Genomic DNA, 24,478 nt, shown 5'->3' with positions numbered 1-24,478 from the left:
CATCCGATCAGAGCTCGACCCGGTCGCCGATCTCAACGATCTCCAGTTCCTGCGGATACTCGTAGGAAGCGGCGTGGTGGTGGAGCACAGTCGGATCGGCGGTCATCCCTTTCCACATATCCCAGTGGGTCGGCAACAGGCGATCGAGTTGGAGATCCGAGGCGGATTTCACCGTCTCGTTTTCGGTCGCATACCACTTCGTCCGCACCGGCTCGCGGGTTTCCTTGTCGGGGATGTTGCCGATGGCCCCGAAGGCGAGAATTCCGAGATCGATATCGTACTGGTCGCCCAACTCGGCAAAGCTGTCGGCTGGCTTGCTGTCGCCGGCGTGGAAGATCGTCCCCGAGGCGTGTTGGATCACGTAGCCGACCGGATGGGTCGAATCCGGGTCATGGGTTTCGACCACGTCGATCGTGAACTCCCCGATCTCGATGCTGTCGCCCTCTGTGACCTCGGTGAACTGCGAGTCCGAGATATCGTAGCTGTCGAGCCACTCCTCGTCGTCGAAGGCGACGCTGAGGCTGTCGTCAGGTGCGTAGAAGTCGGCACCGGTTCGCTCAAGAATCGGCCCCTGACTCGGGCCGTGAGTGTGGTCGGTGTGTTCGTGGGTCGCCAACACGGCGTCGGCTCCCGATTCCGGCACATCCTCGGGATCGAACGGCACCGGGATCATCCGGATCGTTCGCGGCGGGTCGCCCAAGCCGACGTAGGGATCGATCCAGATCGTCGTCCCCTCACTACCCTTGATCACGAACCCGTTGCAGCCGAGATACCAGACGGCGACGGTCTCGGGGTCGGCGTCGGCGACGGCCTTCGGGAGCCAGTCGCCCCAGTCGCTAACTGTCATGGTCGGCTATCTGGGCTGAGCCGTTCTAAACGTTGCCGTCGCGGTCGCCGCTGCCGAATCCCCGGCGTCGACCTACAGCCAGTCGGCCTCAGGATCAATGTAGCCGGCGGGTGTTTCGCCGTCGAAGACCGACAGGATATCGTTGCCGATGTGTTCGTTGAGATCCGTCAGCGACTCCTCCGAGTAGAAGGCGGCATGCGGCGTGAGGATCACATCGTCGCGGTTGGCCAGCGGCGAGTCCGTCAGCGGCTCGTCTTCGAGCACGTCAAGACCGGCGGCAGCGATCTCGTCGTGCTCAAGTGCCCAGACCAACGCCTCCTCCTTGACGATCGGACCGCGACCAACGTTGACCAGGACGGCGGTGTCGCTCATCTTGCGGAACGCATCGCGGTCGAAGAGATGGCGGGTATCATCGGTCAGCGGCGCGTGAATCGAGACGTGATCCGCCGTTTCGAGCAGTTCGTCAAGCGGGACTTTCTCGACACCGTGGTCGGCCATCTCCTCGCTGTCAACGTAGGGGTCAGCGGCAACGACCTCACAGTTGAATCCCGACAGCTTCTCGGCGGTCGCCTTCGCCAACTGACCAAACGAGAGGAAGCCGACCGTCTCGCCGGTCAGCCGGTGGATCGGCGCGCCATCCTCCCAGTCCCATCGGCCACGCTTCACCGATCGATCGTAGACATTCAGCCGACGGATCGACGCCAACAGCAACGAGACGGCGTGCGTCGAGACCTCCTCACGACAGTAGTCAGGGACGTTGACGACGGTGACGCCGTGGTCGGCGGCGGCGGGGATATCGACGCCGTCGACGCCGACGCCCGCGCGGGCGACGATCTGGAGGTTTTCACAGGCCTCGAAGACCGCCGCCGGCACGTCTGTCTGAACGTCGACAACGAGCCCCGCGGCGTCGGCAGCCGCCTCGATGATGTCGTCGGTGGTCTGGAGGTCGGCCGTCACGACAGTAACAGCCTCACCAAGCACAGTTTCGAGCGTCTCAGCACGGATCATCGGATCGTCGTTGACAACGACGGGTGGCATACTCGATCGTTTTGCCTGTAGGCATATGAACAACCACCTCGGTTCTCACTGCGTGGGGTTGCTGGCCGCACCGTCAACCGAGACGCAGCCAGTCACACACTACTATTTTTTCCGTTCGGTCGAACGCATGTGGTAACACCTGATCAGCGATGACGTTTCAACTCCAACCGGAGGTGCCCGTGTTCGTGGCTATCCTGCTGGTCACGGCGTCGCTGCTGCTCTACGCGCTCCGGGGGTACCACCGACGCGGCCAGACACCCGAACTGCAGGCATTCATCGTCCTGCTGTTTGTGATCTGTGTCTGGCAACTCACCGCTATCTTCATCAGTGTCATCACCGTTCCGGAGCTGATCTTCGTCGGCAACAACATCGGCAACGTCCTCCTCGTACCCGGATTGGCCTACTCGCTGGCGTGGTTTTCGCTGACGTATTCGGGACACACAGCGTGGGTGAACCGCTGGACGGCTGGGGTCGCGCTGGCGACGATCGGTGGGGTTGCGGTCGCGGTCGTGCTCAACCCCTCTCTCATGCTCGTCTCCAACGGGCTGACCACCCAAGGGCCGGTGACGATCGCTGGGGTCACCTTCACCGAGTGGGTCGCCCTTGATCTCACGCTGCAACCCGCCTTCCGGCTCTACCAGCTGTACATCTATCTGGTCATGCTGGGAAGCGGTGTGATCGTCGTCCGCTACCTGCTGAAAAATCGCGGTGAGATATACCGGGGGCAGGCGGTCGCGCTTGCGGTCGGTATCGGCGCGGTTCCGGGCGTTAATTCGCTGTTGTTTGTGGGGATTCTGCCGCCGGAGTGGAATCTCACCCACGTCTCGTTTGGCGTCACCGCCGTCGCATTCGCGGTTGCGATCTTTCGGTATCGACTCCTCGAAGTCGCCCCTGTGGGACGGCAACAGCTTGTCGAACAGCTGGCCGATCCGGTCGTAATGCTTGACGACCACCACCGCGTCGTCGACTGTAATCCCGCGGCGCGGGAGCTGGTTGGTGCCCCGGAGAACTGGCGTGGAATGGCTGCGACAGCGTTTTTCGCGCCGTTTCCCGACCCGGTTGGCTGGTTTACCACAGCCGGATCAGGCGAGACAACACTCTCGGAAGCAGGCACGGAACGAAACTTTACCATCGATAGTGTTCCGATCGAAAACCGAACCAGCACGCAGACGGGACAGCTGATCCGACTCCACGAGATCACCGAGCAGAAGGCGCGCGAACGACAGCTCCGCGAACAAAACGAGCATCTCGACGAGTTCGCCAGCATCGTTTCGCACGATCTCCGGAGCCCACTCAACGTCGCACAGGGGCGACTCAAGATCGCTGGCTGGGAGTGTGACAGCGAGGAGATCACGGAAGCCGAGAAGGCGTTGACACGGATGGAATCGATGATCGATGACCTGCTGACGATGGCTCGCACCAGTCAAACGATCGACGAGACTGAACCGGTCGGCCTTGCGTCGGCTGCCAGAACAGCGTGGACATACAGCGATGTTGACGACTGCACACTGCAGGTATCATTTCCGGAGAGCATCAAGATTCACGCTGATCGTGATCGGTTGCTACAGGTCTTTGAGAACCTCTATGGAAACGCCGCCGAGCACAATGAGACCCCGGTGACTGTGCGTGTCGGCGTGCTTGGCAACGAACGGCTGACAACCGATGATGGGCAGCGATCGGGGTTTTACGTATCAGATGACGGAACAGGAATCGCTGCTGACGACCGCGAGGAGGTGTTCGAAAGCGGCTACACCGCGGCGAGCGGTGGCACCGGATTCGGGCTGGCGATCGTGCAGGATATCGTCACGGCGCATGGCTGGGAGATCGCTGTCTGTGACAGCAGCGACGGCGGGGCCCGGTTCGAAATCACCGGTGTGCGCCCTGTTGCTGACGATGAAACATGACGTGACGCGCTAACTCGGCGAAACCGAGTCGTCGCATGCGACCGCCGACCGCCGACTGCCCACGACCGCCGACCGCCGACAGCCTACCACGTGCCGTGGAAGGTGTCGAATTCGAGCTCGTCCAGCGGTTTGTTGCCCATGGCGATCTCGTACTCGCCGGGCGTGACCATCGGCTTGTGGAACTGCGGGCCGTCATCGGTCGTGATCCGCGGACAGCCCGTGTTGACGAAGGCGTCCATGTTGAAGTTCAGGAGGCGATCCGGCGTCACCTCGTCCATCGTGATCAGGTAGGCGTTGTCGTTGTTCTCAAGGATCTCCTCGGCGACCTCCCAGCGACCCTGGCCGATCTTGGTACAGAAGATGACACCCCACTTCTCGGCGTCCATCGCCTTGTGGACAGTGGCGTACCGCTGTTTGAGGAACTGCTCGGGGTCGGCGATCGTCACCACGTTGTTGACAGGGTCGGCGATGACGACGTGTTTCTCCTGGTGTTCCATCGCCAGCCCCATCGGGTGGAACTTCCCGCCGCCGACGTAGAGGACGTGATCAGCGTCGATATCGGCGGAGGCGTAGTTGCAGCCGAGCACTTGGCCCTCGTAGGTCAGGCGGTCGTCGCCCTTGCGCGTATGAACCTCGTAGCCGCGCTCTTCGAGCCACTCAACCATCTCGCCGAAGCGGTTCATGTGCTGGGCGGTCGTCACGAGGCCGACGGCAGGGTCTTCCTCGGGATCAGGAAGCTCATCAAGCGAGTCTTCGAGAATCGGGAAGGGATCGACGTTGGAGAACAGCGGGACGTAGATGATCTGGTCGGACTCCTTCATCGGGGAGTGGCCGAAGTGGACGAACACGTCCGTCCGGCGCATGAGATAGGTATCGAGATCGCAGGCACCGTAACATGGTTGGCCCGACAGCATGATCGTCACGTCGTCGTCGACGACTTCCCGGAGGTCGTCGGCGACCGCGGGGCCGCGACGCTTGAGGCCTTCGGGGAACTGGAGGCCGACTTTCTCGGCGTCGCGCTCCTCGATCTCGTCGACGATGCGTTCGAGTTCGTAATCCCACTCGCGGTCGTGGCGGAGATCCATCCCCGTGTTCCGGAGATCGCCCTCTGAATACCCCTCGTCGCTGGCGTCTTGGCTCATTACCGTGTTGTTCCAGTCCGAGCCGTATAACCACGGTGTTTTGGCAAATGAACGGGCGGAGGGCCGTCGTGCGATGGTCGGCAGCGACGCCACCACCGGCGCCGCAGCTAGTCGTCAGCGGGGATCGTGGCCGGTTCGGCGGCCGCGGGCTCGGGCTCGATGTCGCCTTCGCCCGTCCACGTCAGCTCGCCGTCGTAGTGGAATGCGTCGTGCCCGCGGGTCGGATCGACGACCGTCAGCGAGAGCCAGCTGTTGTCGAGCAGCGTCGTCAGCTCCTCGTGGTCGGCGAGGATTTCCTCGACGGTGTCAACGGGCGCGTGAACGACCGTTGAGAGACGAAGCGGCTGGTGGTACGGATCGTCGGGGCCGGCAGCCACCGACTGCAGCGGCAGTCCAGTAAGGAGGTCGCCGCCGTTGCCCTGATAGACGCCGACGTTGCCGACGGGGTTGTGAGTGATCTTCGAGCCGCTGCCGTAGACGCCGGAATCGACCGTCGAGAAGTAGTACTGGTTGTTGATCCACTGGGTGACGACCATCGGGCCGGCGAGGATCGCTTCCAGCGCGTCGCCGTCGGGATCGGTCGCGTGGTCGTAGGAGTGGAGGAATGCACGGCCGTTGAGGTTGACATTTTCTGTGAGTTCGCGTGGCCCGATGACGAACGAGGCGTTGCCGGCCAACCCCAACTCGGGGCGGGTCTCGGCCCAGTCGGCCGCGCGGCGTTCGGTCTCACTGCGGCTATCCGCGGTGTCGGCTCCCATCGCGTCGGCGCGTTCGGCGGCCGCGTTTTCACGGGCCGTCGCGAGATCCACGCGAAGCTGATCGAGGTCGTCGTCGTGGCTTGCGGGGACATCACCGTCGTAGAGTTCGATCTCGTCGGTCGTCGTGTTGTGTTCGCCGGCGATGAAGACGGTATCCGCTGGGATCTCGTGGCCCTGCTCGCGGAGTTTTTCCTGTACCGTTTCGTCGTTGCAGATAGACGCGAGGACACGGGCGTTCGGCCCGCCGGGGTTGCCGGCACAGGCCCCACAATCCAGACTCGAATCGTAGGGGTTGTTCGCGGTCTCGCTGGCGTGGCCGACGAAGGCGACCACGCGGCCGAACGACTCGAAGCCCATCAGATCGAAGGCCGTCGCAGCGTACTCGACTTTTTCATCGGTCGTCAGCCCGACCGGGAGGTCGTCGGCGTAGGTGTGTTGGTGATGAACCATTGGCTCACAGAACTCGTGGCTGTCGGGTTCGGCGTCGTCGATAGCGTCCAAGAGGTCGTGGACGCGGCCGGGGACGAGCGTGCGCGCTGCCAGCGCGAGGCCGTAGCCACTGCCGGCACTCTCGACGTAGCCGTAGGCACTCGCCGCGTTGGCCTGCAGCGTCTCGATGGCCTCGGCGGCGGCTTCGCGGACGCCGGCCCAGCGGTCGTGGGTCGTCTGTGTCTCGTCGTCGGTCGGGAGTTCGGTGATACGGTGTTTGGGGTCGAGAATCGGCGGGCAGGCGTCGACCGACACGTCGGTTTCGTAGCCGTTGTACTCGATTGGGACGCCGAAAAAGCCCGCGTAGCCGTGGGTTTCGTAGTCGCCGGTCGCCTCGATGTGGCGACGGATGACCTCCGAGCGCGTGTCGATACAGAAGGTCAACTGTGCGTCCGGGCGACCCGCCGCGCCCTCTGTCGCCGTCTCATCGGCTGCCACGCGCTCGCTCTCGGTGGCGACGGTGTCGACCAGTTCCTCGCGGTAGGTCGCCTCCCACGCGCTCAGGAACGCCGCGGCGAGTTCGTCGGCCGTGTCGGGCGCCGTGCTCTCGAAGCTTGACTCGGGTTCGAGATCGACACCGAAACCGTCCAACAGCGACAACCTGACGGCGAGATAGCCGTCGAGCGTGATCGGGTATTCCGCTTGCCAGTCACCCTCGTCGTCGGCGCGTTGCTTGATGAAGCCAGTCCAGCCCGGCAGCGCGGCGAGTTGTTCCTCGAAGAGGGGTTCCCACTGGCTTTCGGGATACGATTCGACGGCGGCCTCGATGGCCGCGGTCGGCGATTCCGGCAGGTCGGCGACGACGCCCGCGTCTGGAATCTCGCTGTCGTGATCGGCCAGCGCGCGGAACGCGCTGTAGAACCCCGCTTCGCGGTTGGGCATCGACCAGTGGGCACGGCCCTCATCGAGGAACGCCGGCAACCACTTCGTCAGGATGGCATCGACACGCTCGGCGTCGCTGTCTGCTGCGGTGTCGCTGTCGCCCGCGGCGGTGCTCTCGTCGGCGTCGGCCATGCGCTCAAGGAGCGTTTCGGGATCGGCCTCGTAGCCGCGGTCGGCGAGCTCCGATTCGAGGATTTCAGGGTCGATCTGCCCGCTTTCAAGTGCCTGCTGGAACGTCGCCGCGCTGGGGTAGCCGCGGCCACCGAGCAGGTCGGCGGCCTGTGTGACCGCCTGCTCGAAGGGTTGGTTTTCGAACCCCGAAAGCGGGTTGGCGGTCACAAACGAGTGGATCGGCCAGACGGAGCCGACCGTGGTTGCCGCGCTGTCGATACTGTCGTCGAGTGTGGGTTCAGTACTCATTGTAGTCCTCCGTGGAAGTCAGCAGCGTGTCGGAGACGGGTTGGCTCAGATTCAGCAGTGCAACGTAGAGGCGACCGCTCCCCTCATGAACCCCGGTCTCGATGGCGACGTAGACGCCGACGAAGACGACGGCGATGACACCGTGTAGGAGGGTCAACTCCGTCGAGGCCGTCACGACCGGGAGATCAGCCAGCATGAACGAGATCGCCTCGTAGACGGCGGCGTAGACGATGATCGCCGGGAAGAAGACCAGCGGAACCGCGCCGTAGCGGAACGTCGCCGGCAGGGAGGTGTGTTGAACTGCACTGCGGGCCGCATGCAGCGTCGCAAAGGTGACGAAGAAGGTTAACAGCAGACCGCCGTTGATGATCGTCCCCTTGCCGGTCAGGATCGCAAAGAGCGCGCCACCGAGAATCCCGGTCACGACGGTCACGACGCCGGCGACGACGCCGTTGTACTCGACCGTGTGATCGCTCACCGCCGACGGGCTGGTGTGTGTGACCTCACTGCCCGAGGAGAGGAACTGGTAGGCCTTGTAGAAGCCGTGGAGGATGAGGTGAGCAATGGCCGCGCCGAAGAAGCCGAGGCCGGCCTGCATGATCATAAAGCCCATCTGGCCGACCGTCGAGCAGCCGAGTTGACCCTTGATATCCGTCTGGACGGATTTCAGGAGCTTTCCGCCGAGCGCGCTGAGCGCGCCGACGGCGACGATAGCGAGCATGACCGTCGGCTCGATCGTGACCACCGGCGCGAACCGCGCGAGCAGGACGCCGCCGGCGTTGACGAAGCCGGCGTGCATCAGCGCGGAGGCGGGCGTCGGCGCGGTCATCGACGAGAGGATCCAGGTGTGGAACGGGATCAACGCCGACTGGATCATCGCCGCGATGACGAGGCCGCCCGCGGCGAGCACGGCGGTCGTCGTCGACAGCCCGCCGACGGCGTCGAGTATTCCGGTAATAGTGGTTGCGCCCGTCGTCGACCACAGTAGCGTGAGGCTGACGGCGATTAACGCGGCACTCCCGACGAAGTAGCGACGCGAGGTGCGGGCGGCCGCCTGTGCTTGGGGCCAGCCGTCGACGTGGCCGATCAACTCGGCCATGAGCAGACCCATCGCCAGCCACGCCGCCGCGAACAGTGCGACGTGGTCGGCGGCGACGACGACCATCACCGCCAGCGTGAACGCGAAGACCCGCGTAAAGAACTGGGTCTTGTCGGGGTTGCCGGCGAGATACCGGCGCGCGTAGCTGTGGACGATCCCGCTGAAGAACGTGACGACCGTCCACATGACGACCGTCAGTCCGTCGATGGCGACGAGGCCGTCGACCGCCCACCCCGGGTCGTTTCGGACGAACACGGCCGCGACGACGAGCGTGCCGATCCACAACCCCCACACGAGTCGGGTGAGGGCGGCGGGGACGCCCGCGGCATGGTTCTCCATCGCTGGGAGCGATCCGACCGATCTGCGCTGGGTGCCATCTGTCATGTGTTTGTCCGAGCCAGCCACCTGTGGCCCGCGGTCGTCCCGCGAGTGTCGGGTGCTGGTCGTATTCACTCTCCTGTAGAACAAACTGTGCAATAAATCTATTTATTCGACCAGATTGTTCTCTCAAAGGAGATTATAGAACATTATGGTCTTCAAGGACGACTAATCATCGTTCTCAGACGCCGACACCTCCGATCTGTCGGGGCTTTACCGAATCGACGCCGTCGACAGCAGCCGACCGACCGATAGCTGGCACCCTTCGGGCAGTCGGGCGCGGAGGGCTGCCGGCTCGGTCGCGTCTTCGAGGGCGACGAGATACTCTTTGCCCGGAAAGGAGTCGTAGACGCCCGCCTGATCGACGACGACGCCGGCAACTGTCGTCGACGGCAGCCGGTCTCGGAGGAAGGCGACGTTGCGAACGACGTTGTACTCGACGAGTCGATGCTGCACTCGTTGTCGCGGGCCCGTCGTGTCGATCCCGTCGCCGTCGACAGCGTCGGCGACGACGCCTTCCAGCGGCGCGAGGCTTGCGCGCACGCCAGCCGGCGACGACCGCTCGGGGCCGCAGTAGCGGTCGTAGGCGTCGGCCACCACGTCACAGTCGGTGTGACCGACAACAACGACAGCCGCGACCGGGCGGTCGGCGATAGCTCCCCGGATCGACGCCTGTAGCTCCCGCTCGCCGTCGCGTCGCTCCCACGTTCGGTTGCCGAGTGTCGTTACCGCGAGGTGGGCGGTTCCCATATCAGCCAGCCAGCCGGGGTCGTGATCACAGTCGGCGAGCGGACAGCCGATCGACACCACGGCGGGCTCGCCGGCGGCCGCTGGCGGCGTCCGGTCGGGATCGATATCTAACGCCGTCAGCAGCGATTCGAGTCCGTCCTCAGCCATGCTGACTCCCGTCTCGTGGCCGCGTGGTATCGGACAGCCATGTCAGACTCGGCATTACTACCAGTCCGGTCGTTGAACATATAAAATTTACCGGATCGTTCGCGTTCACTGCGGTAGAAACACATATCGGGGTCGAACTGGTGGGCTGGCGTATGCAACAGTTCGAGGGGACGGTACTCGCCGGGCGGTCGTTCGAGCCGATCCGGGGCCGGGTCGTCGTCGACGACGAGCGGATCACGGCCGTCGAGGAGACGGTGACGGATTCGACCGACATCGTCCTGCCGGCGTTCGTCAACGCCCACACTCACATCGGCGACTCGGTAGCGAAGGAGGCCGGCGTCGGGTTGGATCTCCACGCGGCGGTCGCCCCGCCCGACAGCGAGAAACACCGGCGACTCGCCGCCGCGAGCCGCGAGGAACTCGTCGCCGCAATGGGTCGCACCCTCCGATTTATGGAGCAAACGGGGACGGCGGCCCATCTCGATTTCCGGGAGTCCGGCGAGGCGGGCACGGAGGCCCTTCGGGCGGCAGCGGACGACGCGGCGACCGACGCGTTCATCTTCGGGAGTGGCCCGGCCTCCGTACTTGAGATCGCCGACGGCTACGGGGCCAGCGGCGCGAACGACGACGATTTCGCTGTCGAGCGCGCCGCAGCCCGCGAGGCGAACAAACCGTTTGCCATCCACGCCGGCGAGCCCGACGCGACCGACATCCATCCCGCCCTCGACTACGAGCCGGAGCTGCTTGTTCACATGGTACATGCGGCGGCCGAGCATCTGGAGCGGGTCGCCGACGAGGAGGTACCGATCGCGGTCTGTCCGCGCGCAAACACCGTTCTGGGCGTCGGCCGGCCGCCGATCCGTGAGCTGCTTGATCACACGACGGTTGCTCTCGGAACGGACAACGTGATGTTGAATCCGCCGTCGATGTTCCGCGAGATGGCGTTCACGGCGAAAACCTTCGACGTGACCGACCGCGAGGTGTTGCGGATGGCGACAATCGCGGGCGCAGAGATCGCCGACCTCGACTGCGGGCTGATCGAGGCCGGCCGCCGGGCGGCACTGCTCGTTGTCGATGGCGACTCCGACAATCTCTCGGGGACGATCGATCCGGTGTCGGCGGTCGTCCGTCGGGCGACCGGACTGGACGTAAAAGCGGTCGTCCTCTGAGTAATCAGCTATTCGGCTGAAAACTCCTCGAACGGCGTCGTCTCGTGGCTCCGGACAAGTACCTCGTCGGCCACGGTTAGCCCCATATCGAGCAGTTCCTGGGCGACGGGTGTGATGTCGCTGTCGGATTCGCCGACGGCGGTGACAAGCAGGTTCTCCTCGCCGGTGACCAGCTCCTGTACCGAGATCACCCCATCGATGGCGAGGATATCGGCGACCAGATCGCCGCGTTCCGCGATCGACGCCGTACAGTACAGCAACATCCGCAGCGGATACCCCGACTGCTGGTAGTCGACATCCGCGCTGTATCCCTTGATCACGCCGTCGGCTTCGAGCCGCTGGATCCGCTTGCGAACCGTGCTGTCGGAGGTGCCGGTTCGCTCGGCGATATCGGCCGACGAGAAGTTGCGGGCGTCCTCCTGGAGTGCGTGGAGGATCGCTTGGTCGACCGCGTCGATCTCTGTGTCGCTCATAGGTAGTATTGAACGATTAACCCCAAAGAACTTCGCCCGAGGCGGTGGGATCGACAGGGTGGGTATCGGTGAAACCGGTGTGAGACCCATCGGTGGCATCGATGTTACTCCCGGATTAATGTGGTCTGCCACGCTATGGAGACCATGAGCGACCTGCCACTCGACCATGTGCATATCGCCCCTGACGAGCCGAGCGACGAACCCGCCCCCGCGGTCGTCGTCCTCCACGGCCGCGGTGCCAACGAGGAAGACCTCCTCCCGGTCGCCCGATCGCTGCCGGATTCGATCCACGTCCTGAGCCTGCGAGCTCCCGACCGCCTGCAGGGCGGCTACACCTGGTACGAGCTCGATCTCTCCGGTGGCGGCCTCCACCAGAGCCAGCCCCACGCGGCCGACTTCGAGCGCAGCCGCGGGCTCGTCACCGAGAGCATCGACGCCGCCGTCGAGGCCTACGGGATCGATGCCGACAACGTCGGCCTGCTTGGCTTCAGCCAGGGCGCGATCACGAGCCTCTCGCTGCTGCTCGACGACCCCGACCGCTACGAGTGGGTTGTCGCCCTACACGGCTATCTGCCGGACTCACACAGCGATGTCGACCCCGACGGGATCGCCGACAAACCGGTGTTTATCGCCGCGGGCGGGGCCGACGAGATCATCCCCGCCGCCCGCACCGAGGCTGCCGCCAACCGATTTGAAACACTTGGCGCGGCCGTCGAGTACACCGTCTACGACGGCGGCCATGGGATCGGCCCCGCCGAACACGAGGGACTGATCGATTTCGTCGAACGACAGCTGGCGTAATCGCGGCCGCTTCCGGATCGGCGTCGCACTCGGGGTACACAACCGGGGGAGAGCTATGTTTCCACGACACAACAGCCTGCTGTGGCGACGGAGAACACGCTGGCGGCGATGTCGACGACGCGCCGTAGCACCGCGGTTGTAACGACCACGGGAGCCAACCGATGATCGGCGGTTTCTCACCCACATTTCTCGTGATTCTCGCGGCCGTGTTGCTCGTCGCTGGGGTGGTCAACGGGCTGGCTGGCTTCGGGTTTGCGCTGGTCGGCACGATGGCGTTGGCGACGGTGATCGAACCCTCGACCGCGGTCGTGTTGATGATCATCCCGATCCTCTCGGCGAACGCGACACTCGTCAGCGAGCTATCGGTCGGGGAGCTACGGAGCTGCGGTCGGCGATTCTGGCCGCTGGTGGTGGCGGCCCTCATCGGGACGATCCTCGGCATGGTCGTCATCGATCGGCTGCCGGGCGCGCCCGTCCGGGTCGGCCTCGGGCTCATTACGCTGGCGTTCGTGCTCAGCCGGGGATCGGTGGTGCCGATCCCGTCGTTCGGCGGCAACACCATCGACCGCGAGAGTACCGGCGTCATGGTCGTTGTCGGCGGTGTCTCGGGGCTGCTGTTTGGGGCGACGAACGTCGGCGTCCAGCTTGTCGCCTATCTCCGGAGCGTTGATCTCTCGCATGGCCTGTTTGTCAGCGTCGTGGCGATGGTCTTTCTCGGCATCAACGCGATCCGCGTCGGCGCGGCCGGCGCGTTGGGTCTCTATTCCTCCCTGGCGGTTTTCGGGCTCTCGGTGGCGGCGGTCGTCCCCTCGGTGCTCGGCGTTGCTGCCGGTCGCAAACTTCGGCGACGGGTGAGCAGCCGGCAGCGAGAGATCGCCGTCCTCGGGCTGCTGACGGTGATCGGGATTCGCCTCGTTCTCGGCGGACTGGGGATCGCCTAAACCGACCCACTGTCCGGCAGATTGAAGCGAGTCGATCACCTACAAGGAGCCATGAGTGTTGAAACTGCGACACTGGAGGATCTGGGTCGAGAACTCGGCGAGAAGATCGCTGACAGTCCGGAACACAAGGCGTTCCGCGAGGCCAGCGAGGCGGTCGAAAACGACGCCGAAACCCAGGAAGCGATCAAGGAGTTCGAGGAGCTTCGCCACCAGTTCATGCTCGATCGGGAAGCCGGCAAAGCCGACCGGCAATCGATGCGAGAGGTACAAGACGCCCAAGAGGAACTCCACAGCATGCCGCTGATGGAAGACTATCTTGACGCCCAAGAGGAGCTTCAGGACAAACTCGAAGCGGTCAACAAGGCGATCTCCGAGCCGCTGGCGGTCGACTTTGGTGGCGAGGCCGGCGGCTGCTGTCAAGACTGAACTGCGGGCTGCCTATTCGTCGACGTACGGTTTTTCGATCCCTTGGTCGCCACCGATCCGTGCCGTGAGCCACCGGGTTACCAGATCAAACACCGCCACAACAGGCCCCAACAGTCGCTCAACCGCGGCGATCGGGCGGGCGACCCGACGGCTCCACGGCCCGGCGTGGCCGAGCCCGTAGGATTTCGGGACGATCTCGCCGAAGACGAGGATCAACACGCTTACCGAGACCGTCGCCACCACGACGGTGGCTCCGGGCGGGACAAACCGGGCGACCAACAGGGTGATAATACTCGTGATGGCGATGTTGACGAGGTTGTTGCCGACCAACAGCGTGACAAGCAGGCGGTGGGGATTGTCTCGCAACCGCTGGAGGGTCTGGCTGTCACGGGTACCATCGCTGGCAGCCGAATCGATCCACTCGTCGGACAGCGAGAAGATCGCCGACTCGCTGCTCGAAAAGAACGCGCTCAGACCCAGTAATGCGATGACAGCGACAAGCGACGGGACAAGCAGCGTGAGCGATTGCATGCTGGGTTCGTTGGGCGGCAGGCATATGAATGCGGTTGCCGACGGCAATCACGCGAAGACCCAGGAGCCGTAGGTTTAGATACGAACACGGGGCCACCCGGGGTATGCATCTCGCGGTCGCCACCCCCGGCGTGAGCAAAGCAGCGGTACGGGCTGCCACAGCAGCCACCAACCCGGTCGTCGTGAAAGCGACACGCTGTGGTCGGCTCCCACCGACCCGATCCCCAACCGAGCTGACCGTCTGCGTGCGGTGTTGTCGTATCTCGCTGCATGCCGCCGACCGCGTGCTCGCAGAGATTCCGCTGCCGGTCACCGACCGGGTTCGACTGCTCGATGCCAAGGGCGTGCCACGCTGGCTCCGCCGGCGGTTCGATTGTCCGGTGATCGCTCAGCCGCGACGCCGACAGCAGCTACACTCTGTGGCCTGGGACTAACGTAGCGGTCGAAGATAACGGGTGAAAAAAACGCGGTCGGGCTTACTCGTCGAGACTTTCAGCGAGTTCGTCGGCGTCGAGGTCAACGTCATCGAGGTCGACGTCGTCGAGGGCCTCCTCGACATCGCCGCCACCCATGCCGCCGCCCATCATGCCGCCCATGCCACCCATCATCCCGCCGCCGTCGAGGATCTCCTGGACGATCACGCGGTCGAGACCGAGCTTGTCGGTGATCTCCTGGGCGATCTGGGATTTCCCCATCATCCACTGCTGATTCATCGTCAGCTGTTGGGTCGCCTCAATGTAGAGGGTCTCCTTCTCGACGGTCTGGGTTTCCGTCGTCGGCTCGGCGTCCTCGTCGTCTTCGTCGGGCTCAACAGTGACCTCCTCTTCGACCTCGTCGGTCTGGATCCAGAGGTCGGGCACCTCTTGGAGGTGCATGCCGAGAATCCCTTCGGCCTGCTGTTCGCGGTCGTCGACGACGGCGGCGATCTCGTAGTCGTATTCGAGCTCCTCGCCGGCCAGTGGGTGGTTGAAATTGACGCGGGCGCGGCCGCCGATAATCGTCTCGATGTGACCCTGCTGCCGGTCGATCTGGACGGTCGCGCCGGGGTAGCGATCGTCCTCCGGGATCTTGTCGGCGCTGACCGTTCGGACTTCCTCAGGATCGTACTCGCCGAAGCCCTCTTCGGGGGTGATGATCACGGTGTCGCCGTCGCCGACCTCGCTGCCGCGCAGCGACTCGTCGACGGATTCGAAGACGTGGCCGTCGCCGACGATGATCGTCCGTGGGGTGAAATCGCGGTTCTCCTCGTCGGCGATGCCGGCTTCCTCGGCGACCGACTCGTGGGTCGTATCGATGACCTCGTCGTCGTCGGTCGTCCGGAGCGTGTAGTCGAGTTCGACGAAATCGCCGTCTTGCAATCCATCGGCGGACTCGGCGTCGTCGGCGTCGGCTGCCTCGGCCTCGTTTTCACTCATACCCCGATACACTGCCGAGGTACCCTTAAGAAGCACGGTTCGGTGCCACCGCCTCGCACCGCCACGCTGCTGTCACAGCTGTCCTGATATCGCAAGCTACAGACTCCCAACACCGCAAGCCACAGGAGTCTTTGCCGTTCGCGCGGTCGAGTCGGGCATGTACGAGGTCGAACTCAAACTGCGGGCTGACCACGAGTCACTCCGGGAGCAACTCCGAGAGGTGGGTGCCGACCAGATCGAGCACCGTCGGCAGGTCGACACATACTACGACGCCCCGCATCGGTCGTTTGCCGACACCGACGAAGCCCTCCGGATCCGTCGGGAGGAACCCGCTGATGGCGACGACGTAACAAAGCTCACCTACAAGGGCCCCCTCGTTGAGGCGGCCTCAAAAACGCGGGAAGAGCACGAGACAGCCGTTGACGACGACGAGGCAGTACAGGGTATCCTCGCGGGACTTGGGTTCGAGCCAGCTGCCGTCGTCGAGAAGGATCGGACGTACTTCAGCTTCGAGGGGTACACCGTCGTCCTCGATGCGGTCGATGGGCTCGGCGAGTTCATCGAGATCGAACGCGAGGTACCAGAGTCCGATGTTGAGGCCGCCCGCGAGGAAGCGATCGCGCTGCTAGAACAACTTGGGCTCGACCCCGACGAGCAGATCCGTACCTCGTATCTCGGGTTGTTGCTGGCAGCCGACGACTAATGTCTCATAGTTATTTTGTGGCGGCGAGAAGTTTCCGCAAGTTATAGCACGACCGATTGTGAAGAGCCGGCAATGAGTCGCAATATTCAGGTTAGCGAACTCGACCGGCAGGCGGTCGAGGATCAGTCGGTTGAGATCGTCGAGCGCAAGGGGGTCGGCCACCCGGATTCGATCAGCGATGGGGTTGCGGAAGCGGTCTCCCGCGCGCTCTCGGCACTGTATCTCGACCGTGTCGGCAAGGTGCTCCACTACAACACCGACGAAACCCAGCTGGTCGCCGGCCGGGCCGCGCCCGCCTTCGGCGGCGGCGAGGTGATCGAACCGATTTACCTACTTATCGTCGGCCGCGCCACAAAGGAGTACGACGGCCAACAGCTCCCGGTCGATTCGACCGCGCTGACCGCGGCCCGAGAGTATCTCGATGAGACGATCCCGGAACTCGATCCCGGGGCCGACGTGATCGTCGACGTTCGACTCGGTGAGGGCTCCGGCGACCTCCAAGAGGTCTTCAGCGAGGATGGCGCGACCGTGCCGATGGCCAACGACACCTCCTTCGGCGTCGGCCACGCGCCGCTGACCGAAACCGAGGAGATCGTCCACACGGCCGAGCGCAAGCTCAACACCGAGTATGTCGCCGACAACCCGGAGATCGGCCCTGACGTGAAGATCATGGGCAAACGCGAGGGCGACCAGATCACCATCACCGTCGCCGCCGCCATGGTCGACGCGTATATCGCCGATCTTGACGCCTACATCGACGCTGTCGAGCGTGTTCGGGAGTACGTCACCGAGCTCGCCGAGGGGATCACCGACCGCGAGGTAAGCGTCGATGTCAACACGGCCGACGACTACGACGAGGGGTCGATCTATCTCACCGTCACCGGCACCTCCGCCGAACAGGGCGACGACGGCTCGGTCGGCCGCGGCAACCGCGCCAACGGCCTTATCACACCGAACCGACCGATGAGCATGGAAGCTACGAGCGGCAAAAACCCCGTCAACCACATCGGCAAGATCTACAATCTGCTGTCGACGAAGATCGCCGAATCGGTTGTCGACGAGGTCGACGGGATCCGGGATCTTCAGCTACGCCTGCTGAGCCAGATCGGCCAGCCGATCGATCAGCCACACGTCGCCGACGCCCAGGTCGTCACCGCCGACGGCGTCGCCGTCGCCGACAGAGAGGCGGAGATCCGAGCGATCATCGACCGAGAGCTTGCCGATGTGACCGACATCACCCGGCAGGTCATCGACGGCGAGCTGTCGACGTTCTGAAAAGCAGTACCGTTTTACTACTGCCAGTCGGTGAGTCAGGCATGCGCCGGCAACTGGGCATTGGCGTCATCGCCGGGATCGGCGTTGCGACCGCTCAGCTGACGGTCTACGGGATCATCTCGGGAGCCTACGACGGGTTCGTTGGCTTGCTCACAGACGGCGTGCTCACGCTGCTGTTTTCGGCGTTGGTGATCGGGGCGGGCTACTGGGCCCAGACGACGGATCGCCCCGACTGGGATATCGTGCGGCTGGCCGCCTGGTGTCTCGCCGGCAGCATCGCCATCGGCGGCTTCGAGCTGTTGACCGCGCTCTCGCTGTATGCGGCGGGGGCCGCGGAGATCGAGTTGCTCCGAGCACTCACCACCGCCGCCGCCCGGGGGGCCGCCCTCGGCATCGGGTTCGGGCTGTTCGATATCGAGCGACGGCGCACCAAACGCCGCGGCGCGGAGCTCGAACGACAGGTCGACCGGCTTGAGGAGTTCGCCTCGGTCGTCTCCCACGATCTCCGGAGTCCACTCACCGTCGCCAAAGGCAACATGGAGCTGATCGGTGACAACGACGCGGTCGACGAGGAGCTGATCGCTCACATCGAGTTCGCCCACGATCGGATGTCGGAGATCATCGAGGACTCACTCGCCTTGGCCCGCGGTGGCAACGAGGTGACCGATCCCGAGCCGGTCGATCTCAGCGAGATCGCCACCCAGGCGTGGCAGACCGTTGGCGGCGACGACGAGACGCTCACTGTCGACACCGAGCTCCGGCTGGATGCCGACCCGGAACGACTGCTGCGACTGCTGGAGAATCTGTTTCGGAACGCGATCGAACACGGGGCCGAGGGCGACGAGGGCGACGACGGTGATCCGATCGCCGCCGGCCTGCCGGACGACTACGGTGACGACGAGCCAGCCGACTCCGTCCTGGATGGGCTCTCGATTACCGTTGGGCGACTCAGCGAGGGCGAGGGGTTCTACGTCGCCGACAACGGTGATGGGATCCCGGAGGAGGAACGGGAGGATATCTTCGAGGCCGGCGTCTCAAGCTCCGGTACCGGCAGCGGCCTCGGGTTGGCGATCGTCCGCCGGATCGCCCAAGCCCACGGCTGGACGGTGTCAGTGACCGACGCCGACGGCGGCGGCGCGCGGTTTGAGTTTCGGATCGACCCCGAGTAGCCGAAACCGCTTTACTGTGTGGCCTGCTGTCCCCGAGCGTGACCCGTGTCTGTCTCGTCGGGAGCGACGATGTCGATCTCAGATACGAGCTGCTCTCCCGAGAGACGGCACGCGCCGCCCTCGCTACCTACGACCTGAGCCAACCGTTCGCAAACACGGTCGCGCTTGAAACGGTCAGTCTCGGCGCGGCCGTCGCGCTGCTCAACGACCTCAACTGGTATCTGGTTCGGTTCGCCGACTACGCCCTGATCAACGAACCGAGCATCAGCGACACCGAGTGGCTCTCCCGTGATCTCGCAGCCGAAGTCCGCGACCGCGAACTCCCACCCGAGGAAACCGACCAGCGACTTTGCGTGTTCGGCGTCGACGACGACGCACTCGTCGAACCGATGTACGTCACCCGCATCGACGGCGAGATCCCCGACTACGATCTGCGGGATGTCGAGGACACGGTCGTCGTCCGGGTGACCGGTGCGGAGTTTTCGGGGTAGTTCGCGTCCGGCCTTATAAAACGACTCACCCGGTCGACGAGTTCGACGGTTACAGGCCTTGAAACGCTAATTTGGACGAATCCCGAACGAAATTTGGAAAACGCTTTTTCGTGATGTTGGCGGAACATATTCTTGGATGCACATCTCTCGGCCGAAGCGACCGAAACGACCGAAACGACCGAGGAGTACCGACAGAGGTGAACCTCGATGATCGCCCCGTTGCTGGCGGCGCGGATCGTGATGGGCGTGGCCGGTGTTGGCCTGCTGGCCACGGCCGTTTGGGTCGCCCGACGGCGCGAGACGGCTGCCCTGCGGCCGTTCGCGCTGTTCGTCGGCGTCGTCGGGACGCTGGCGGTCGCCGATTCGGTGGCCGCGGGCGCGTTCACATCGCTGTCGACGGTCTGGCTGCTGACGGTGCTTGCGATCCCGGCTGCGTTCACATGGTTCGTCATCGAGTACTACGGGCTGGCCTACCTCGCGTCGCCACTCCGAAAGGCGGCGTTTCTAGCCCCGGTCGCGGTGGCTCTGGCGGGCGGGATCGCGCTAATTCTCGTGCCGGAAAGCTCCGGGTCGATGGCCGGCGGCGGGCCAACGGCGCCGGCGGTGCCCTCGTTGCTCGGGTTCGCCGCCCTCGCCGAACAGATCGGCCTCTACTACGCGGGCGGTGTCATGATCGCCGGGATGGCACTACTCGCGCTGACCGTCACCGAGTACGAGTATCTCGACCGCCGGCTCGCGGTTGTCCTCTCCTTTGTCGCCGTCTGGCCGTGGCTGGCCTACATGGTGACGCCGGCGATCGCCGGCCGCGTCGGCATCAGCTCGATCATCGCGCTCAACGCGACCGGCTACACGCTGAGTCTCGCGGCCGTCGGGTTCGCGGTCACCCGCGGCGGGATCTTCGATGCGGCTCCGGCGGCGGGCACCCTCGGCCCCGAGACGGTGCTGGCCGGCCTTGATGACGCCGTGGTCGTCGTCGACCGCGACGAGCGGATCGTCAAGCTCAACGACGCCGCTGCCGATGCGTTCGGCGTCGAGCCGGCGGCCGCGACCACCGAGCCGCTCTCGGCGTGTGTCGGATTCGACCTCGACACCCTGCAGGACAGCGACACCGTTGAACGCTCCGGGCCCGACGGCTCCCGGCAGTTCGAGGCGACCGTCTCGCCCGTCAGCGACCAGTTTGACCGACAGCCGGGGTACGCGATCGTGTTCACCGATGTTACCCAGCAGCGGGTTCGCTCACAGCGGCTCTCGGTGCTCAACCGGGTGCTCCGTCACAACCTTCGCAACGAGATGAACAAGATCAGAGGGCGCGCGGAGCTGATCGCCGACGGCGGCCAGGAGTACGTCGATCACGCCGAGACCATCGTCTCGTCGGCCGACACCCTCATGGCGACGGGCGAACGCGCCCGACAGGTCGAACAGATGATGGCGACGACGGCGGCCGTCGAGGAGTCCGCGTCGCTGGCCGCTATCGGGGAAACGGTTGTCGAGGAGTATCGGTCGGAGTACCCCGACGCCACGCTTTCGGTCGACATCGACGACTCACTGGGGGCACCGGTCAACGAACAGGTGTTGGCCCACGTCCTCGATAACCTCGTCGAGAACGCCGTCGTTCACAACGACGCGCCGACGCCGGTGGTCACGGTCGGGGCACGGGAGACCGACGACGGCGTCGAGGTCTCGGTCGCCGATAACGGACCTGGCATCCCCAGCAACGAACGCGCCGTCATCGAAACCGGCGACGAGGACGCCCTCGACCACGGCAGCGGCCTCGGCCTCTGGGCGGTCAAATGGGGTGCCGTCCGACTCGGCGGCGAGATAACATTCGAGGATCGCAAACCGAGCGGCACGGTCGTCACCATCGAACTCCCGACCGACACCCAGCCCGAGGCGACAGCCCCCGAAACGACGGTGGCAGACTGAAAGAGGTCTGTTGTCTCCGGGGTTCGCTTATTCGCTATCGAACATCCCTGTCGAGACGTACCGTTCGCCGCTGTCCCAGAAGACCGTGATTACGAGCGGGTCGTCGGCCCCGTCGGCGACCAGTCGCTCGGCGACGCGCTTCGCGGCGAGGTTCGACGCGCCGCTGGACTGCCCGACAAAGATGCCCTCCTCGCTCACGAGACGACGACACTCGGCTTCGGCATCGTCGGCGGAGACGATCTCGACGGAATCGAGCAGGTTAGTATCGAGGTTCGGGCTGATAAACCCGGGCCCCATCCCCTGAAAGCTGTCGCCGGTCGGCTCCTCACCGGAGATGACGGCCGAGTCGTCGGGTTCGACGGCGACGATCTCCATCTCGGGAAATTCCTCCCGCAGCCGGCGGCCGATGCCGGTGATCGTTCCGCCCGTGCCGACACCGGCGACGAGCGCGTCGACTGCGCGGTCGCCGACCTGTTCGAGGATCTCTGGGCCGGTCGACTCGTAGTGCGCTTGTGGGTTCGCAGGGTTGTCGAACTGCCGGAGTTGGACGTAGCCCTGTTCGGCTTCCAGTTCGTCAGCGCGATCTTTTGCGTCGGAGATGTCGCCCTCGACGAGTTCGAGGTCGGCACCGTAGGCTTTCATGATCGACCGCCGTTCGGGCGATTTCGAGGCCGGCATCACGATCTGTACGTCGTAGCCTTTCGCCGCGCCGACCATGGCGATGCCGATGCCGGTGTTGCCGCTGGTCGGTTCGACGATGGTGTCGTCGGCTGCGAGGTCGCCGTCGCGTTCGGCGGCCTCGATCATCCAGAGTGCGGCCCGGTCTTTCGCGGAGCCGCCGGGGTTCTGGGATTCGATCTTGGCGGCAATCGTCGCGCCCTCTGGCGCGTCAACCGCCACGAGCGGCGAGCCGATAGTGTCGAGAATACTGTCGTCCATTGGTGGCGATTTGCGTTTCAGGCCTAAACGCATGACGCTCTTGGCTACGGTGGCGCAGTGGTCAGGACGGCGATGTTCGGCGGTTCAGAGTTCCGTTTTCACCTCTTTGCGGCCGGTCAGTGTCTCCGGGACGAGTCGATAAAACGAGAAGCTGACATCCGCAGGCGGCTGACCGAAGATATCCACGAACGGGATCGTGACGCCTTCGAAGCCTGCGAGTGCTTCCGTGGCGATATCACTCCGTGTCGTCGATTCGAGCGTGCCCTGGGCCACGACACTGACGTAGCCGTCGGCGTCCTCGTCTCTCGCGTACGTGACGAACGACACGGCTCTCCCCTCCAGTTCGCCTTTTTCAGCGGGCGGGAGATCAGCGATACGGAAGTAGAAGACGGTCTCTGCGGCGTTGTAGCCGAACGAGACGGGCACGCTGTGGGGAGGTTCGTCCCGTGGTGTCGACAACGAGAGCACGCCGGTATCGACGCGATCCAAGAACTCGTCGCACTCCGAGTCGCTCAGCTGGATGGCCGCTAAATCGGTGGGGACCATATCCTAGTGTAGCCCGTCAAATGGCAAAAGCAAGCGGGTGCGGTTGGCAGCATTTCACCATCCCCTGTGATCGCCGCCGGGACGGTTAAGCCGCTCGGCAGCCAACCGCCGGTATGCGACTGGAAACGATGGAGCCGGCCGACGGCTGGGAACCGGAGCCCGGAACCGAAGCCGCAATCGACGCTCTCGCTGCGGGCGACTACGCGTTCCACGTCTGGGGTGGCGACTGGTGTATCGACTGCCAGCAGCAACTCCCGGCGTTCGGAGCCGCCCTTGCGCACGCCGGCGTTGATGACGACCGCATCCACCACTATCCGACCGAAAAGGAAGACGACGGTTCGAAAACCGGGCCGGGCGTCGAGGAGTATGGCATCGAGTACATCCCGACCGTTGTCGTCGAACGCGACGGCGAGGAGGTCGCTCGGTTCGTCGAATCCGCCGAGGAACCGATTGCAGTCACGCTTGGCCGCGCGCTCAGTGCGGAACAGGCAGCTGATGAAGCGGCTCCCGGCGACGACTGACGCCGAGTCAAGGCCAACTGCCGCCCTGTTCGAACGCTGAGACGACGCGTTTGATCGCCACAACGTAGGCCGCCGTGCGAAGGTTCGGCACGTTAGTCGACTCGTAGGTGTCGATCAGGCCGTCGAACGCCTCCGTGATCACCCGTTCGAGTTCGTCGTTGACGCGCTCCTCAGTCCACGAGAACCGCTGTCTGTTCTGCACCCACTCGAAATACGAGACCGTCACGCCGCCTGCGTTGGCGAGGATGTCGGGCACGACGTGAATCTCCTGTTCGGTCAACACCTCGTCGGCGGCAGGCGTGATCGGGCCGTTCGCGCCTTCGACGATCACGTCGGCGGCGACATCGCCGGCCAGCGACTCGTCGATAGCGTTTTCGAGGGCGGCCGGGATCACCAGATCGACATCCAGCGTCAGTAGCTCCTCGTTGGTCAGCGATTCGGCGTCGGCGAACCCCTCCAGCGAACCGGTCTCGCGTTTGTGGTCGGCTGCGGCCGTGACAGCGAGGCTGTCGGGGTCGTAGACCGCGCCGCTGGAGTCAGAGACGGCGACGATATCGCCGCCCAGCTCATCGATCAGGCGGGCGGCCTGCGAGCCGACGTTGCCGTACCCCTGTATGGCAACTGTTGCGTCGGCGAGATCGCGGCCGAGCCACTCGAAGGCCTCTCGCGCCGCCAGCATCACCGACCGGCCGGTCGCCTCGACACGGCCTGCCGAGCCGCCGGAATCGATAGCTTTCCCGGTGACGACGCCCGGTTCCGTCGTTCGCTCTAAGGTTTCGTAGGTATCCTTGAGCCAGTTCATCTCCCGCTGGCCGGTGTTGACATCCGGTGCGGGGATATCACGATCCGCGCCGATCAGCGGCCGGAGTTCGGTTGCGAACGCCCGCGTGAGCCGCTCTAGCTCGCTGTCGCTGTACTCGCGTGGATCGACGGCGATCCCGCCTTTCCCGCCGCCGTAGGGGATGTCGACGACCGCGCATTTGAACACCATCCACCCCGAGAGCGCGACGACCTCGTCGCGGGTGACGCCGGGGTGGTAGCGGATCCCGCCTTTGTACGGGCCGCGCGCGCCGTTGAACTGCGAGCGGTAGGCGCGAAACACCGCAAGCGAGCCGTCGTCGCGCTCGATAGCGAGGTTGGCCTCAAGCACGCGCTCGGGGTGTTTGAGCCGGTCGAGCACGCCGTCGACATCGAGATACTCGCTGGCAACGTCGAGTTGAGCCTGCAAACTCTCCAGCGGGTTGGCCTGATCAGTCATACATGATCAACGGACGCGGCGGCGTTAATTGTGGTGGCCGCGG

Annotated in this window: 24 protein-coding genes; 12 read left to right on the top strand and 12 right to left on the bottom strand. The window is 64.5% G+C overall.

From position 1 onward, the window contains the following. Window positions 1-7 precede the first annotated feature (7 nt). Both EWF95_RS12320 and EWF95_RS12315 read right to left on the bottom strand, forming a co-directional pair. Entirely contained in the window at window positions 8-847 is an 840-nt protein-coding gene (locus EWF95_RS12320; RefSeq protein WP_142444391.1) for an MBL fold metallo-hydrolase, read from the bottom strand. Between the two features lie 72 nt (window positions 848-919). Beyond that, on the bottom strand, window positions 920-1,885 hold the full coding sequence (locus tag EWF95_RS12315; RefSeq protein WP_142444390.1) for a C-terminal binding protein: 966 nt from the start codon (window positions 1,883-1,885) through the stop codon (window positions 920-922). Between the two features lie 149 nt (window positions 1,886-2,034). Here EWF95_RS12315 and EWF95_RS12310 point away from each other — a divergent pair, with 149 nt between their 5' ends. Further along, on the top strand, window positions 2,035-3,789 hold the full coding sequence (locus tag EWF95_RS12310; RefSeq protein ID WP_142444389.1) for a sensor histidine kinase: 1,755 nt from the start codon (window positions 2,035-2,037) through the stop codon (window positions 3,787-3,789). An 83-nt stretch (window positions 3,790-3,872) separates the two neighbouring features. On the opposite strand, the gene dph2 is transcribed toward EWF95_RS12310, so the two are convergent. The 4 genes from dph2 to EWF95_RS12290 form a co-directional block, all read right to left on the bottom strand. Beyond that, the gene (dph2, locus tag EWF95_RS12305; RefSeq protein WP_142444388.1) at window positions 3,873-4,931 is read right to left on the bottom strand and encodes a diphthamide biosynthesis enzyme Dph2; all 1,059 of its coding nucleotides are present in this window, start codon (window positions 4,929-4,931) and stop codon (window positions 3,873-3,875) included. A 107-nt stretch (window positions 4,932-5,038) separates the two neighbouring features. Next, window positions 5,039-7,480 carry a DUF2309 domain-containing protein gene (locus EWF95_RS12300; protein ID WP_142444387.1) on the bottom strand — a complete coding sequence of 814 codons (2,442 nt, stop codon included), beginning with the start codon at window positions 7,478-7,480 and terminating at the stop codon, window positions 5,039-5,041. Continuing rightward, window positions 7,470-8,963: a proton-conducting transporter transmembrane domain-containing protein gene (locus tag EWF95_RS12295; protein ID WP_142444581.1), complete on the bottom strand. Its 1,494-nt coding sequence runs from the start codon at window positions 8,961-8,963 to the stop codon at window positions 7,470-7,472. The genes EWF95_RS12300 and EWF95_RS12295 overlap by 11 nt, the downstream gene beginning before the upstream one ends. 207 nt (window positions 8,964-9,170) lie before the next feature. Further along, entirely contained in the window at window positions 9,171-9,854 is a 684-nt protein-coding gene (locus EWF95_RS12290; RefSeq protein WP_142444386.1) for a carbonic anhydrase, read from the bottom strand. A gap of 152 nt (window positions 9,855-10,006) precedes the next feature. On the opposite strand from EWF95_RS12290, the gene EWF95_RS12285 reads away from it, so the two are divergent. Then, window positions 10,007-11,023, top strand: coding sequence for an amidohydrolase family protein (locus tag EWF95_RS12285; RefSeq protein WP_142444385.1), 1,017 nt, complete (start codon window positions 10,007-10,009; stop codon window positions 11,021-11,023). A gap of 8 nt (window positions 11,024-11,031) precedes the next feature. Here EWF95_RS12285 and EWF95_RS12280 read toward each other — a convergent pair whose 3' ends face one another. Further along, window positions 11,032-11,496 carry an Lrp/AsnC family transcriptional regulator gene (locus tag EWF95_RS12280; protein WP_142444384.1) on the bottom strand — a complete coding sequence of 155 codons (465 nt, stop codon included), beginning with the start codon at window positions 11,494-11,496 and terminating at the stop codon, window positions 11,032-11,034. Between the two features lie 144 nt (window positions 11,497-11,640). Between EWF95_RS12280 and EWF95_RS12275 the strand changes: the two genes are divergently transcribed. The 3 genes from EWF95_RS12275 (at window position 11,641) to EWF95_RS12265 (ending at window position 13,664) form a co-directional block, all read left to right on the top strand. Beyond that, window positions 11,641-12,297: an alpha/beta hydrolase gene (locus EWF95_RS12275; RefSeq protein WP_142444383.1), complete on the top strand. Its 657-nt coding sequence runs from the start codon at window positions 11,641-11,643 to the stop codon at window positions 12,295-12,297. Between the two features lie 161 nt (window positions 12,298-12,458). Beyond that, window positions 12,459-13,238: a sulfite exporter TauE/SafE family protein gene (locus EWF95_RS12270; protein WP_142444382.1), complete on the top strand. Its 780-nt coding sequence runs from the start codon at window positions 12,459-12,461 to the stop codon at window positions 13,236-13,238. A gap of 51 nt (window positions 13,239-13,289) precedes the next feature. After that, on the top strand, window positions 13,290-13,664 hold the full coding sequence (locus EWF95_RS12265; RefSeq protein ID WP_142444381.1) for a YlbF family regulator: 375 nt from the start codon (window positions 13,290-13,292) through the stop codon (window positions 13,662-13,664). A gap of 12 nt (window positions 13,665-13,676) precedes the next feature. Here EWF95_RS12265 and EWF95_RS12260 read toward each other — a convergent pair whose 3' ends face one another. Beyond that, window positions 13,677-14,195 carry a DUF21 domain-containing protein gene (locus tag EWF95_RS12260; RefSeq protein ID WP_142444380.1) on the bottom strand — a complete coding sequence of 173 codons (519 nt, stop codon included), beginning with the start codon at window positions 14,193-14,195 and terminating at the stop codon, window positions 13,677-13,679. Window positions 14,196-14,299: 104 nt separating this feature from the next. Between EWF95_RS12260 and EWF95_RS12255 the strand changes: the two genes are divergently transcribed. Beyond that, complete coding sequence (locus tag EWF95_RS12255) at window positions 14,300-14,629, top strand: hypothetical protein (RefSeq protein ID WP_142444379.1); 330 nt, start codon at window positions 14,300-14,302, stop codon at window positions 14,627-14,629. A gap of 42 nt (window positions 14,630-14,671) precedes the next feature. Here EWF95_RS12255 and EWF95_RS12250 read toward each other — a convergent pair whose 3' ends face one another. Next, window positions 14,672-15,610, bottom strand: a complete 939-nt coding sequence (locus EWF95_RS12250; protein WP_142444378.1) for an FKBP-type peptidyl-prolyl cis-trans isomerase — start codon at window positions 15,608-15,610, stop codon at window positions 14,672-14,674. A 157-nt stretch (window positions 15,611-15,767) separates the two neighbouring features. Between EWF95_RS12250 and cyaB the strand changes: the two genes are divergently transcribed. The 5 genes from cyaB to EWF95_RS12225 all read left to right on the top strand — a co-directional run bounded on the left by cyaB (window position 15,768) and on the right by EWF95_RS12225 (window position 21,171). After that, on the top strand, window positions 15,768-16,313 hold the full coding sequence (gene cyaB / locus EWF95_RS12245) for a class IV adenylate cyclase (RefSeq protein ID WP_142444377.1): 546 nt from the start codon (window positions 15,768-15,770) through the stop codon (window positions 16,311-16,313). A gap of 72 nt (window positions 16,314-16,385) precedes the next feature. Further along, window positions 16,386-17,588 (top strand): methionine adenosyltransferase, encoded by a 1,203-nt coding sequence (locus tag EWF95_RS12240; protein ID WP_142444376.1) that lies wholly within the window; start codon window positions 16,386-16,388, stop codon window positions 17,586-17,588. Between the two features lie 41 nt (window positions 17,589-17,629). Next, window positions 17,630-18,757 (top strand): sensor histidine kinase, encoded by a 1,128-nt coding sequence (locus EWF95_RS12235; RefSeq protein WP_142444375.1) that lies wholly within the window; start codon window positions 17,630-17,632, stop codon window positions 18,755-18,757. A 38-nt stretch (window positions 18,758-18,795) separates the two neighbouring features. Beyond that, complete coding sequence (locus tag EWF95_RS12230) at window positions 18,796-19,248, top strand: DUF5804 family protein (protein WP_142444374.1); 453 nt, start codon at window positions 18,796-18,798, stop codon at window positions 19,246-19,248. 207 nt (window positions 19,249-19,455) lie between these two features. After that, on the top strand, window positions 19,456-21,171 hold the full coding sequence (locus EWF95_RS12225; RefSeq protein WP_142444373.1) for a sensor histidine kinase: 1,716 nt from the start codon (window positions 19,456-19,458) through the stop codon (window positions 21,169-21,171). A gap of 27 nt (window positions 21,172-21,198) precedes the next feature. Here EWF95_RS12225 and EWF95_RS12220 read toward each other — a convergent pair whose 3' ends face one another. Then, window positions 21,199-22,110: a PLP-dependent cysteine synthase family protein gene (locus EWF95_RS12220; RefSeq protein WP_142444372.1), complete on the bottom strand. Its 912-nt coding sequence runs from the start codon at window positions 22,108-22,110 to the stop codon at window positions 21,199-21,201. Window positions 22,111-22,194: 84 nt separating this feature from the next. Next, complete coding sequence (locus EWF95_RS12215) at window positions 22,195-22,656, bottom strand: pyridoxamine 5'-phosphate oxidase family protein (RefSeq protein WP_142444371.1); 462 nt, start codon at window positions 22,654-22,656, stop codon at window positions 22,195-22,197. 113 nt (window positions 22,657-22,769) lie between these two features. Between EWF95_RS12215 and EWF95_RS12210 the strand changes: the two genes are divergently transcribed. Then, the gene (locus EWF95_RS12210; protein WP_142444370.1) at window positions 22,770-23,177 is read left to right on the top strand and encodes a thioredoxin family protein; all 408 of its coding nucleotides are present in this window, start codon (window positions 22,770-22,772) and stop codon (window positions 23,175-23,177) included. 7 nt (window positions 23,178-23,184) lie between these two features. On the opposite strand, the gene EWF95_RS12205 is transcribed toward EWF95_RS12210, so the two are convergent. Then, complete coding sequence (locus tag EWF95_RS12205; RefSeq protein WP_142444369.1) at window positions 23,185-24,435, bottom strand: Glu/Leu/Phe/Val family dehydrogenase; 1,251 nt, start codon at window positions 24,433-24,435, stop codon at window positions 23,185-23,187. Between the last annotated feature and the right edge of the window lie 43 nt (window positions 24,436-24,478).

The sequence above is a fragment of the Halonotius roseus genome (assembly GCF_006861655.1).
Taxonomy (GTDB): domain Archaea; phylum Halobacteriota; class Halobacteria; order Halobacteriales; family Haloferacaceae; genus Halonotius; species Halonotius roseus.
Note: the sequence above shows the minus strand (reverse complement) of the source record. Positions and strands in the feature narration are given on the sequence as shown.

Bases quoted from the DNA above. Each gene is read 5' to 3' on its own strand.
- EWF95_RS12320 (WP_142444391.1), bottom strand. From the start codon at position 847: ATGACAGTTAGCGACTGGGGCGACTGGCTCCCGAAGGCCGTCGCCGAC.
- EWF95_RS12315 (WP_142444390.1), bottom strand. From the start codon at position 1,885: ATGCCACCCGTCGTTGTCAACGACGATCCGATGATCCGTGCTGAGACG.
- EWF95_RS12310 (WP_142444389.1), top strand. From the start codon at position 2,035: ATGACGTTTCAACTCCAACCGGAGGTGCCCGTGTTCGTGGCTATCCTG.
- dph2 (WP_142444388.1), bottom strand. From the start codon at position 4,931: ATGAGCCAAGACGCCAGCGACGAGGGGTATTCAGAGGGCGATCTCCGG.
- EWF95_RS12300 (WP_142444387.1), bottom strand. From the start codon at position 7,480: ATGAGTACTGAACCCACACTCGACGACAGTATCGACAGCGCGGCAACC.
- EWF95_RS12295 (WP_142444581.1), bottom strand. From the start codon at position 8,963: ATGACAGATGGCACCCAGCGCAGATCGGTCGGATCGCTCCCAGCGATG.
- EWF95_RS12290 (WP_142444386.1), bottom strand. From the start codon at position 9,854: ATGGCTGAGGACGGACTCGAATCGCTGCTGACGGCGTTAGATATCGAT.
- EWF95_RS12285 (WP_142444385.1), top strand. From the start codon at position 10,007: ATGCAACAGTTCGAGGGGACGGTACTCGCCGGGCGGTCGTTCGAGCCG.
- EWF95_RS12280 (WP_142444384.1), bottom strand. From the start codon at position 11,496: ATGAGCGACACAGAGATCGACGCGGTCGACCAAGCGATCCTCCACGCA.
- EWF95_RS12275 (WP_142444383.1), top strand. From the start codon at position 11,641: ATGAGCGACCTGCCACTCGACCATGTGCATATCGCCCCTGACGAGCCG.
- EWF95_RS12270 (WP_142444382.1), top strand. From the start codon at position 12,459: ATGATCGGCGGTTTCTCACCCACATTTCTCGTGATTCTCGCGGCCGTG.
- EWF95_RS12265 (WP_142444381.1), top strand. From the start codon at position 13,290: ATGAGTGTTGAAACTGCGACACTGGAGGATCTGGGTCGAGAACTCGGC.
- EWF95_RS12260 (WP_142444380.1), bottom strand. From the start codon at position 14,195: ATGCAATCGCTCACGCTGCTTGTCCCGTCGCTTGTCGCTGTCATCGCA.
- EWF95_RS12255 (WP_142444379.1), top strand. From the start codon at position 14,300: ATGCATCTCGCGGTCGCCACCCCCGGCGTGAGCAAAGCAGCGGTACGG.
- EWF95_RS12250 (WP_142444378.1), bottom strand. From the start codon at position 15,610: ATGAGTGAAAACGAGGCCGAGGCAGCCGACGCCGACGACGCCGAGTCC.
- cyaB (WP_142444377.1), top strand. From the start codon at position 15,768: ATGTACGAGGTCGAACTCAAACTGCGGGCTGACCACGAGTCACTCCGG.
- EWF95_RS12240 (WP_142444376.1), top strand. From the start codon at position 16,386: ATGAGTCGCAATATTCAGGTTAGCGAACTCGACCGGCAGGCGGTCGAG.
- EWF95_RS12235 (WP_142444375.1), top strand. From the start codon at position 17,630: ATGCGCCGGCAACTGGGCATTGGCGTCATCGCCGGGATCGGCGTTGCG.
- EWF95_RS12225 (WP_142444373.1), top strand. From the start codon at position 19,456: ATGATCGCCCCGTTGCTGGCGGCGCGGATCGTGATGGGCGTGGCCGGT.
- EWF95_RS12220 (WP_142444372.1), bottom strand. From the start codon at position 22,110: ATGGACGACAGTATTCTCGACACTATCGGCTCGCCGCTCGTGGCGGTT.
- EWF95_RS12215 (WP_142444371.1), bottom strand. From the start codon at position 22,656: ATGGTCCCCACCGATTTAGCGGCCATCCAGCTGAGCGACTCGGAGTGC.
- EWF95_RS12210 (WP_142444370.1), top strand. From the start codon at position 22,770: ATGCGACTGGAAACGATGGAGCCGGCCGACGGCTGGGAACCGGAGCCC.
- EWF95_RS12205 (WP_142444369.1), bottom strand. From the start codon at position 24,435: ATGACTGATCAGGCCAACCCGCTGGAGAGTTTGCAGGCTCAACTCGAC.